Source organism: Chroococcidiopsis sp. CCALA 051 (genome assembly GCF_003015105.1).
Taxonomy (GTDB): domain Bacteria; phylum Cyanobacteriota; class Cyanobacteriia; order Cyanobacteriales; family Chroococcidiopsidaceae; genus Chroococcidiopsis; species Chroococcidiopsis thermalis.
The window spans coordinates 24,662-35,670 of the sequence record NZ_PYCI01000064.1 but is presented as its reverse complement, the minus strand read 5'-3'; the positions used below and the strand labels follow the sequence as shown (position 1 = coordinate 35,670).

General features: G+C 44.0%; 8 protein-coding genes. 4 read left to right on the top strand and 4 right to left on the bottom strand.

The genetic code is table 11. The features are described from left to right. Positions 1 to 148: 148 nt before the first annotated feature. From C7Y66_RS16750 to C7Y66_RS16740, 3 genes are all read left to right on the top strand, one after another. A complete protein-coding gene (locus C7Y66_RS16750) occupies positions 149 to 736 on the top strand; it encodes a GDSL-type esterase/lipase family protein (protein ID WP_106546467.1) in 588 nt (195 codons plus the stop codon). Between the two features lie 167 nt (positions 737 to 903). Continuing rightward, on the top strand, positions 904 to 3,558 hold the full coding sequence (locus tag C7Y66_RS16745; RefSeq protein WP_106546466.1) for a chloride channel protein: 2,655 nt from the start codon (positions 904 to 906) through the stop codon (positions 3,556 to 3,558). Between the two features lie 112 nt (positions 3,559 to 3,670). Continuing rightward, positions 3,671 to 4,666 carry a WD40 repeat domain-containing protein gene (locus C7Y66_RS16740; RefSeq protein WP_146149808.1) on the top strand — a complete coding sequence of 332 codons (996 nt, stop codon included), beginning with the start codon at positions 3,671 to 3,673 and terminating at the stop codon, positions 4,664 to 4,666. 29 nt (positions 4,667 to 4,695) lie between these two features. Here C7Y66_RS16740 and C7Y66_RS16735 read toward each other — a convergent pair whose 3' ends face one another. From C7Y66_RS16735 to lpdA, 3 genes are all read right to left on the bottom strand, one after another. After that, positions 4,696 to 4,953: a DUF5340 domain-containing protein gene (locus tag C7Y66_RS16735; protein ID WP_106546464.1), complete on the bottom strand. Its 258-nt coding sequence runs from the start codon at positions 4,951 to 4,953 to the stop codon at positions 4,696 to 4,698. Between the two features lie 179 nt (positions 4,954 to 5,132). Further along, positions 5,133 to 6,014, bottom strand: a complete 882-nt coding sequence (gene trpC / locus C7Y66_RS16730; protein WP_106546463.1) for an indole-3-glycerol phosphate synthase TrpC — start codon at positions 6,012 to 6,014, stop codon at positions 5,133 to 5,135. 149 nt (positions 6,015 to 6,163) lie between these two features. Next, positions 6,164 to 7,594, bottom strand: a complete 1,431-nt coding sequence (gene lpdA / locus C7Y66_RS16725) for a dihydrolipoyl dehydrogenase (protein ID WP_106546462.1) — start codon at positions 7,592 to 7,594, stop codon at positions 6,164 to 6,166. A gap of 290 nt (positions 7,595 to 7,884) precedes the next feature. On the opposite strand from lpdA, the gene C7Y66_RS16720 reads away from it, so the two are divergent. After that, complete coding sequence (locus C7Y66_RS16720; RefSeq protein WP_106546461.1) at positions 7,885 to 8,373, top strand: hypothetical protein; 489 nt, start codon at positions 7,885 to 7,887, stop codon at positions 8,371 to 8,373. A 134-nt stretch (positions 8,374 to 8,507) separates the two neighbouring features. On the opposite strand, the gene C7Y66_RS16715 is transcribed toward C7Y66_RS16720, so the two are convergent. Then, complete coding sequence (locus C7Y66_RS16715; protein ID WP_106546460.1) at positions 8,508 to 10,889, bottom strand: tetratricopeptide repeat protein; 2,382 nt, start codon at positions 10,887 to 10,889, stop codon at positions 8,508 to 8,510. Between the last annotated feature and the right edge of the window lie 120 nt (positions 10,890 to 11,009).

Below are 11,009 nucleotides of genomic sequence, written 5' to 3'. Positions count from 1 at the left end.
GTTGCCAGTGACCAGTGTCCAGTTACCAGTGACCAGTGACCAGTGACCAGTGACCAGTGACCAGTGACCAGTGACCAGTGACCAGTGACCAGTGACCAGTGACCAGATCGGCTAATATTCACAAATGACAAATGACAAATGACCGCTTATGCGTATCTGTTTTATTGGTGACTCTTTTGTTAATGGCACAGGAGATCCTGAGTGTCTCGGTTGGACGGGAAGAATTTGTGTTGCTGCCCAAAAACAAGGATATGACGTTACTTATTACAATTTAGGAGTTAGAAGAGAAACTAGTGCTGATATTAAAGCGCGGTGGTTGCAGGAAGTTTCTTGCCGCTTAAGTCCAGCAGATGATGGTAGAGTTGTGTTTTCTTTTGGAACAAATGATACGACTATAGAAACTGATAAAACTCGGATAGAATTTGTTAAATCTACAGAAAATACTCGCCAAATTTTACAGGTAGCTAAACAAAGATTTCCAGTCTTGATGGTAGGAGCGCCTCCCCTGCTGGATACAGAACAAAATTCTAGAACTGCTCGTTTGTTGAAACAATTCGAGCAAATTTGCTTGACAAAAGATATTCCTTATTTAGATATTTTCACACCTCTGCAAAAATCGCAGATTTGGTTACAAGAAGTAGCAGATTATGACGGCGCTCATCCCCGTGCTGCTGGTTATCAAGAGATTGCTAATTCAGTTCAAAATTGGTCGGGATGGCAGTCTTGGCTTACTTGATGGATTGCCGATCGCGCAACTATTTAGAAAACCTTTAAAGATTTTGTCTCAAATTATGACGAATTGTGGCATCCTGTAGCAAATGATGTGTGGCTAATAGATAGCGAGCAATACTTGCCCTACAGTTACATATTTCCTAGCCTTCTGCCTCTAGACTCTAGCCCCTGATGCCTGCCCTCCGCCAATACTTGCGCCACTGGATGCGTCCCCGCCGCACCAGCGCGATCGCCGAAGCTTGTTTAATTGGTTTAGTCGCCGCTTTATCTGCGGTATTGCTGAAAGCTGGTTCTGGCTGGTTCGGCGCAATGCGAGTCCATCAATCCAACCTATTTCCAGCCTGGATTTTGCTGCCATCTTTTGGTCTGACTTTTGGATATTTGTCTGGTTTGCTGGTGGAACGGTTAGCCCCAGAAGCAAGCGGTAGCGGTATTCCTCACGTTAAGGCAGTACTTGCCAACGCTGCGACAGACATATCATGGCGGACTGCTGGGGTCAAGTTACTCGCTTCAACATTAGCAATTGGTTCGGGGTTGACCGTAGGCAGACAAGGACCAACCGTGCATATAGGTGCAGCCTTAGCCGCCCAATTTAGCCGTTGGGTTCCCACATCTCCCGACCATCGCCGCCAGATGATTGCCGCAGGTGCAGGTGCGGGATTAGCCGCTGCTTTTAATGCCCCCATCACGGGGGTTTTGTTTGTGGTTGAAGAATTACTCCGCGATTTGTCTAGTTTGACTTTAGGAACGGCGATCCTCGCCTCGTTTATCGGTGCGGTCGTGTCGCGGATTTTAGGTGGTCGCAGCCTGGATTTGAGTTTGGTATTGACTGCCCACTCAACCTCATTCTCGTTAATTGAACTGCCATTTTTCTTGTTACTGGGGATCTTGGCAGGGTTGCTAGGTTCTCTCTTTCATCGTGGCATCATTGCGAGTTTAAAATTTTATCGCCAGTTGCACGTTAGCTTATCCCTACGGATTGCCTTAGCCGGGTTAATTTCCGGTATTGCGATCGCCCTTTTACCCCCTACCTTTCGCGATAATAGTGGTTTGAGGGAATTTCTGATTACTGGAGATGCCAGTTTAGAATTAGCCGCGATCGCCTTTCTCTCTCAATTTATTCTCACTTTAGTCGCTTTTGGTTCGGGAGCGCCAGGAGGATTATTTGCCCCCAGTCTAATTCTCGGTTCGGCTTTGGGTTATTTAGTCGGGTTGACAGAAACTCAATTATTGGGCGTTGGTTCTCCTGCTACCTACGCTTTAGCAGGGATGGGGGCATTTTTTAGCGTAGTGTCTAAAGTTCCGATTACAGCGATCGCGATCGTGTTTGAGATGACCACCGATTTTAACTTGGTTTTACCGTTAATGATCGGCTCGGTAACGGCGTACCTAATCGCCGAACGATTAGCACCTGGATCGCTCTACGATAAGATTTTGCAACTAAAAGGGATTAACTTAGAATCAGCAGCCACACCCAAGGGCTTTCTGGCTGAGTTAACAGCAGAAGACGTGATGCAACGCCGGGTAGAAACTCTAGGAGCGCAGATGACGCTAGATGAGGCTGTACAGGCGTTTTCTCGCTCTCACCATCGCGGCTTTCCCGTAGTTGATAATAGTAAGTTAGTCGGAATTATCACCCAAACTGATTTAGCCAAAATTCGCGATCGCCCCTTACCTGGGGATACTCCAATTAGCGAGGTGATGACTCCCCAACCCGTCACTGTCAGTCCTCACGCAACTCTCGCCCATGTCTTGTATTTGCTCGATCGCTACCAACTCAGCCGCTTACCTGTAGTGGAAAATCGGCGAATGGTGGGCATTATTACCCGTGCCGATATTATCCGCGTTGAAGCCGACAAACTCAACGGAGAGACGGAACAGACGGGACCGCAACCAGAACCATCTTACATAGTCTATCAGACGCGATCGCCCAGCACCGGACGCGGCAGAATTTTAGTGCCGATCGCTAACCCCCAAACGGCAGAATTATTGTTACAAATGGCTGCGGCAATTGCCCGCGATCGCGATTACGAATTAGAGTGCATTCAAGTTATCCTCGTCTCTCGCCGCAGTTCCCCCGCAGAAACTTCCGTGCGGACGGGGAAAAGCCGCAAGTTACTCCGTCAAGCCGAAGTCATAGCGAAAAAGCAAAAAATTCCCGTTCATACTCAAATTCGGGTAGCTCACGACACTGCTCAAGCAATATTAGAGACAATTAAAGAACAACACATCGATATTTTATTGATGGGATGGAAAGGTAACACCATCACTCCTGGGCGAATTTTTGGCAATGTTGTAGACACCCTGATCCGTCAAGCACCCTGCGATGTTGTATTGGTTAAATTTGGTGAAGAGTCAGGAGTCGGTAGGGGCGGGTTTCCAAACCCGCCCGTACGGGAGTCGGAATTCCGAATTCCAAATTACGATCGTTGGTTAGTCCCGATGGCGGGTGGTCCCAATGCGAAAGTAGCGATTAAACTTTTACCACCGCTAGTTTCTCTGGGAGAACAACCGGAGATTCATCTGTGTCAGGTGTTTGAATCCAAAGAAGCAAAACCCGATTTGAGCGTTTTGCAACAAGCAATTCGTTACTTAGTTAAATATCGACAATTATCAGGCAAAGTCACCGCTGTACCAGTCGTATCGAGTTCTGTTGCGGATGGCTTAATTAATTTAGTTAAGTCTGAAGATTTTGATGTTGTGGTGTTGGGTGCAAGCCGAGAAGGAATGTTGCAAAATGCGATTAAAGGTAATATTCCTGCTCAAATTGCTAATCGGGTAGATAGTACGGTGATTTTGGTGCGCGGGGAGATTGATAGTAAGTAGATTGAATTTACCTAATATATCAATTCTTTGTGACTACGGCGGAGAATATCCCCCCAACCCCCCTTTTTAAGGGGGGCTAGAAGAGGTCGAATCTATGCAAAAATAAATAGAATTGATATCACTAAATATTTATGTAAAAGGTTTAATGACAAGAAATTTTCAGTGCTTAAAAAAATTTACTCTTTCTCATACTTGGGATACCACATGGTGTATCGAAACAATGGCTCTCAGTGCTGATGGCACAGTTCTTGCTTATAGTGAATTTGATGACTGGACTTTTGATGATTCAGGTATTGGCGTATATGACCTGAAATCAGGAGAGTCAATTGGTGGATTCGATACTGGAGACGGCTTTTCCCGTGTTGGCAAAATCGCTCTCAGTCCAAATAAAAGACACCTTTTTTGGAATACGGGTTATGAAATTGTAGTAGGAGACATAATCACAAAAAAAGAGATACATGCATTCCAAGATAGCGCGGGTTTGATTACCGTTATTCCTGACGGACAAACTCTTGTTTGTTTCTCACCCGAAATTGCCAAGATGTTTGATGTAGAAACAGGACAAACAATATCTATTATTACATCTCCTTCAGAAGCAGAAAAATTTATTGCTACTAGCTCAGATGGAGAAATTATTATCAGTCAGTTAAATAACACGATCGCATTGTGGAATTTACGTTCTAGACAGCAAATCTCTCGTCTTACGATAACGCTACGAGATTTAAAAACAGGCAAAGAACTACGTAGTTTTAAAGCGCTGACAAAACCATTCAAAGCTCTAACTCTTACTCCTGCTAAGCAGACTCTTATTACTATCAACTCCAATGATACAATTACGCATTGGGGTATCAAAACAGGAAAAGAAATTAATACATTTGAATGGCGCTTGCATCCAATAGAAGCTATAAGCTCGGATAGCTCAGTAATGGTCACATCTGGTAAAAATGGTATTATTATCTGGGATTTATCTAGTGGGAATAAGCTACATTCCCTCCCAAAAGATGAAATACATTATCTAGTTATCAGTGCTAATAATCAAACGATCGCTTATATTAAACCTCGCGGCGGATATGGCGGTTATTTTGTCAAAGTTTGGCAAGCGCTTTAGAGGTCTTGAGCTGACTTTACAAAGTCAAATTATGAAACTGTAGAATGTTCTGTAGTAGCTAGCTCAGATTCGCTTTGATTTAAAGACCAACGAAACTCATAATCTACATGAGCTTGCTGACAACTGGCTTCTAGTTGCTTTTGTTGAGCCGCAGCTTTACGTAAAGAAATAATCAATTGTTGCACTTGCTCTGCTAAAAGAGGATCTTGCCTAACAATAGGTAATGTTTGCTGTTCTAATAACTGCAATACGGCTTCGTAGTGAATTGGAGAAGGAAGGGGAATCATAAGTTAATTCCTAATTCGTAATTCGTAATTCGTAACTTGGAAAGAGGAGAAAGATAGGAGGAATCCTCTTCTACTACCTTTATCTTTCCCATCTTTTACTCACGATTCACTAGTTAAAAGTCAAAAGTTAAAAGTCAAAAGTCAAAAGTGTTTTACACGCACCACACACCACGCACCACTCATCCTAACAGGGAAGCGATCGCATTCCCTGGTTCTGGCTGTTTGACTAAGGACTCGCCAACTAGCACTGCTGCTGCACCTGCTTGAGTGACTACAGCTACATCGGCTGGCGCGTGAATTCCCGACTCGCTGACAACTAAAATATCTCGTTGTTTTAATTGTGGCTGACGTACAGCTAATAATTGGCTGGTTGTTTGCAAATCGACAGAAAAGTTTTCCAGATTGCGATTGTTGATACCTACCAAAGTCACGCCATCTAAAGCCAAAACGCGATCGAGTTCTTCTAGAGTATGGACTTCGATTAAAGCGGCTAACTTCAAAGCTTTGGCAATTTTGATGAAATATTGTAAATCGCGATCGCTCAAAATTGCAGCAATCAACAACACCGCATCAGCACCCCGTAACCGTGCTAGATACATCTGGTAGGGATAGATAATAAAATCTTTACACAACAAAGGTACATCTACCGCAGCGCGAATCTGTTCTAAATAATCGAAACTGCCTTGAAAGAATTTACTATCTGTAAGTACCGAAATACAGCTAGCATTACCTTGCTGATAGGAAAGCGCGATCGCCACGGGATCGAAATCTTCTCGCAATACGCCTTTACTAGGAGAAGCTTTTTTCACCTCAGCAATTACTGCTGGAGAAGTCTTACCTTGACGTAAAGCAGCTATAAAATCGCGAGTTGGGGGTGCAGTTAAGGCTTGCTTTTGTAACTCTACTAACGGTAGTTTTTCCCGCAAGCGATCGACTTCAATCTCTTTGTGCCACACAATTTCTTCTAAAATATGCTGCGGCTTTGCACCTGGAACTGATACCTGATAGCTCAAATAACTAATCTCAATAGACGGATTTGGCGGACGACGGCGGATTTGCATCACTAGGGAGTAGGGAGTAGGGAGTAGGGAGTCGTAGGGGCGGGTTTTGACCAAAAATTTCTAGTTTTGGCTGGGAATCTATCTGCTAAACCCGCCCTTACAAGAGTCGCGTTTGCGCGGAAGTCGGAAGTATTTCACGCCCCAGGTAATTAAGCATGAACTGCCCGTTTGTACGCTTCATCCAAAACTTCGGAAAGGGTAGGATGGGCGTGAACCAGGAAGGCGAGGGAGTGGACTGATTGACGATTGGCGATCGCAGCTGAGGCTTCGTGGATTAAGTCGGAGGCGTGGGAACCGATGATGTGGACTCCTAAGACTTCCCCCGTATCTTGACGGTAGACGACTTTGGCAATTCCATCTGCATCGCCGTCTGCTAGCGCCTTGGAGTTGCCTTTAAAGTATGTTTTGGCGGTTTTGATGGTAAATCCTTCCGCTTCTCCTAATTCCTTTGCTGCGGTTTCTGTCAACCCAACATAGCTAATTTCGGGGTGGGTGAAGGCAGCGGCGGGAATGCTGCGATAATCAATTTGACGCTGGCGATCGCAAATATTTTCGACTGCAACAATTCCTTGAGCGGATGCTGCATGAGCTAACATCATTTTCCCTGTCGCGTCGCCAATTGCCCACAAGTGAGGTACGGGTTCGCCGCCAGATAATACAGCCATGCTGTCATTGACGGGAATATAACCACGGCGATCGAGTTCTGCGCCTACAGATTCTAGACCTAAATCCTTTGTGGCGGGAATGCGTCCGGTGGCAACTAAGCAGCCGTCTACTTCCAGCGTATCGACGTATTCTTTCGTTTTGAAATTTGCCAGTTCGATGACAACTGGGGAACCAGGGATAACTTTCTTGGCGTAAATGCCGACATAAGTTTCAATGTCGCGGGGAGTAATTAAAACTCGTTCGGCAATTTTAGCAATATCGCGATCGAACCCTGGCATTAATTGGTCTAGGGCTTCAATCATGGTAATTTCGCAGCCTAAAGCCGAGTAAACATCGGAAAATTCTAAGCCGATGTAGCCGCTACCAATAATTGCTACCCATTGAGGTAAGGATTCCAACTTAACGGCTTGGTCGCTGGTAAATACAGTCTTGCCATCAATTTCAATTCCTGGGGGAACGAAGGGTATGGAACCAGGGGCAAGGATAATATCTTTAGCAGTAATTGTTTTGTCGCCGCTATCGCTAGTCACCGTGACTTTCTGCTGTCCCGCAACTTTTCCCCTACCACGAATCGTGTCAACTCCCACACGTTTGAGGCTATTTGTCAAGTCACCTTGCAGCTTACTAACTAAATTTAATGCATGATTGGCGATCGCCTGACGGTCGAACCCAACATTTTCTACTTGAATACCCAGTGCTTTTAAATGGTGTGCGTCGCGCAATTCCCGCACTCGTCCCGATGCTGCCAACAGTGCTTTAGAGGGAATGCAACCGCGATTGACACAGGTTCCGCCCATATCAGCTGCTTCAATAATAGCTGTTTTTAAGCCACAACTGACCGCGTGTAAGGCAGCTCCATGTCCGCCTACCCCAGCGCCAATAATGACTAAATCGTAATCGAATCCCTGACTCACTGAAGTCTCCTCGTGCTTGTTGCTTTTCTTATTCTCTGATTGAGATCGCTTTTAGTGCAAGTTTCTATTTAGTGCAAGAAAGCAGGAGGCAGAAGGCAGCACTCAACAGTCATTTTTCTTCCCCAACTTCCCCGGCTTCCTTCTCATCTCCAGTCCTTCTATGAGCTACCTCAAAGACATCACCGTGTATTCCTGGCAAATTGGTAACGTGATGAGTTGAGAGGAATACATAGAAATCCTATCTCATCTCAGGAAGTATTTAGTTGTTTTTGGACTTTAGATTTGAAATGATGCAGCCTACTTTAGAAACATTTGCCCAACACTTAGATTTGTCTCGCGATCGCTTAAAAGCTTTACTCTCCCAGTCTCTTACTGAATGTCTAAATTCTCCCGAATTACAACAACAGTTAAATAGCTTAGATGTTTCGTTACTAAAGCAAACTTTACCGATCGCTGGTAGCGTTTTAGCCGAGCGATTACCTCCTTTTTATCATTGGTTGCAAACACAGTTGGGTGTGAAGCGCGTTCCCGATAGTCCAGAGCATACAACAAAATGGGTCATTGGTTTTGTCAATAATCAAGAAAGTCTATCGCGCTTAGTAGAACTTCATCGTCCAGTTTCTCGTTTGGCGATGGAACATTCTGTTCCTTCTCTGGTAGGAATGTTTGAAGGTGTGGAAGATTTGCAGGTTAGGCAAGAGTGGCAAAAAGCTATATCGGCTCTTTGTTTGGTACTGGTTGTTGCAGCGCGTGAAACGGAACGATGTGTGAGTGTGTAGCCCCAAACTGATACGATCTTGTTAAGACTGCACTACGGAAGATCCCCCCAACCCCCCTTAAAAATGGGGGCTAAGAATTGTACAATTTTCCCCTCGTGAAGGGGGATATTCATTGGAATTAGTACGAGCAAATTCTATGCGTCGATTTTCGCTCGCAATACTTTTTCTACTTGCCGTGGTGCATTCATCTGAGTAAATAGCTGTAGCGATCGCTCTAAATTTCGCTTACTATTCTCAATATCTTTCATTTTTACATAAGTCAATCCCAACTGAAAATAAGCCTCGGCTAGATCGCATTTTGCACCAATTTGCTCTAAAATTTCGATTGCTTCTATATGTTTATTTATAGCCAATTTAAATAAAGATTGCTGGCGATCGCTCTCAGCAAGTCCGTTTAGTGTTTTTGCTTTAATTTGCCGATAATGGCTTTTTTCGGCATCAGCTAGGGAAAGAAAAAACATCTCTTGCGCTTTTTCTCTATTACCTAAATTGATATAAGTTTGACCGAGGATTTGCACAAAATAAGCAAAGCTGCCACTTTGATTATTTAGTTCAGACATAATCGAGTCATAAATCGGTTCGACTAGGTTATATGCTGTTTGATGCCCGCCTAAATAAGAATTGACTAAAGCTAAACATACGCTAGCTTTTTCTGCCCAGCGATGATGAGTTGTATTTTGAGCTAGAACTATGACTTGCTGAAATAATTCGGCTGCTATCTCTAATTCCCACAAATCTATATTGTACAATCCCATACTGAGTAAGGAATCTACTTCTAGCATTTTTAAGTAATATAATTTGTAGCGATCGCCTTGACTAAACTCTAAAGGTCTCAATGATTGAGTTGCTAAACTGATAGTTTTCTCTTGACATTCTATCGCTGCGTGAATTTTACCAGCAGTCCAATATAAATCTCCTAAAATATTATATAATTCTCCCAAACAAGGAGTGGATTGTACATTTTGGAGGATTTGAGTTATCGCCCCCAAAACGGGTTGAATTAAACCCATTCTATACAAGGTTCCACCCAGAGGTAAAAACTGTCCCCACTGATTGTTTCTACTTTTAAGAATAACTCTAGCAGCTAATTCAAAATCGTTAATTTCGACATAGTGATAGTATGCTTCCAGAGCTTGTAAAGCATCTTTTATGGTGTCAATTGTTGCTACGCTATCTGTCCAAAATTCTGCGGCTTTACAATTCACAACTATCCATTCATCGCTAGCACGCAACCTCGCGATCGCCTCAGCACGAATTGCTGGATGCAGCCAGTATTCCCCCTGTTGAAATTCAACTAAACAGCGATCGCGTAAAGCTGTCATAATTTGTCGTTGCTGTTGAGGTAGTACGTCCCACAATAAATTTAAAATTCCTTGGGTAGGAATCTTTGCCACATCTTGATAGCGATAACACCCCAGGCGACACAATAAGCGGTAGGCTGGCAGATCGAGTGTTTGCAAACGGTGAAATTGACTGGCAATTAAATTCTTCAAATCGGTGACAGCCAAGGGATCGGTATGGTTTTCTTGCCAATACGCGATCGCATCACCTGCAAAATCTGCTTGAATTGTACCGCAAAGAATTCCCATGACTTTAGCGTTACCACCATAGGCTTGATGCATCTGTTGGATTGTTGGTAAGTCAATTGCAATTTGACGATAACTAAAATATTGCTGCCATGCTGGAAGATCTAAACCAGGTAAACGGTAGTGTTCTACATTTAAACTCGGTTCGCACAGGCGATCGCGACTTGTAATTAAAGTCGCGGATTGTACTTTCGGATCGGTTAAAATCCGAAACAGCTCTACATAGCTACGATGAGACGCAATTAAACGTCCTTGGCGATCTAATGCAGGTTCTAAGTTATCGATTAACACCCCTATCCGTCGCATTTGTAAATGGCGTTTGAGTCTATCTAAAGTTACGCCAAATTCTAAGCCTGGTTCCTCTTGTAAGTCTTGTTTCAACCACTCTTCTACGACTCGTTCAGCAGAAGTCAGGTTCTGCGTTTCCTTTGCTACTAGCAGTTCTAGCACCACTTCAAAATTTTGGGATTGCAAGTATTGCTGTGCTAGGGTGGTTTTTCCCAATCCGCCTTCACCCTGAATGACGATCGCCTTACTATCCAAACTTACCAGGCGATCGAGGTGCGCGATCGCTTCGGTTCTGCCGACGAAATTTGGCTTGGCGTGCAGATCCCCCCAATCTCCCTTCACAAGGGGGGCTAAAATTGACAGATTTCCCCGATCTTTTGATGTACGCAGACATCGTTCTAAAACTGCACGACAGTTAATCTTATTAATCTTCTCTCCCAAAGTTTGAGACAGTACGCGCCACAGATGAGAACCAACATCTTTAACGTGTCCTTCTGTATAGCCGCAGTAGGCTGCAATTTCAGGATATTTATGTCCCTGCCAAACCTGCTGAAGAATCTGTTTTTGTAGAGAATTTAACCCTTCGCCAGTTTTGGTCAATATGAGATTATCCACCCATGCCAATGCTGTTTCACCGTCCATAGGTTGCTGAGGATGAAAGCCATACTTAGTATAACTTGTCACAGTAAAAGGAGATAGGAAACAGAAAATAGGAGACACGAAACAGAATTTAAAAATTCAAATATCCATTGTAGGGGCAGG

Excerpts from the sequence above, each read along its gene's own strand:
- C7Y66_RS16750 (WP_106546467.1), top strand. The coding sequence starts at position 149 with ATGCGTATCTGTTTTATTGGTGACTCTTTTGTTAATGGCACAGGAGAT.
- C7Y66_RS16745 (WP_106546466.1), top strand. The coding sequence starts at position 904 with ATGCCTGCCCTCCGCCAATACTTGCGCCACTGGATGCGTCCCCGCCGC.
- C7Y66_RS16735 (WP_106546464.1), bottom strand. The coding sequence starts at position 4,953 with ATGATTCCCCTTCCTTCTCCAATTCACTACGAAGCCGTATTGCAGTTA.
- trpC (WP_106546463.1), bottom strand. The coding sequence starts at position 6,014 with ATGCAAATCCGCCGTCGTCCGCCAAATCCGTCTATTGAGATTAGTTAT.
- C7Y66_RS16720 (WP_106546461.1), top strand. The coding sequence starts at position 7,885 with ATGCAGCCTACTTTAGAAACATTTGCCCAACACTTAGATTTGTCTCGC.
- C7Y66_RS16715 (WP_106546460.1), bottom strand. The coding sequence starts at position 10,889 with ATGGACGGTGAAACAGCATTGGCATGGGTGGATAATCTCATATTGACC.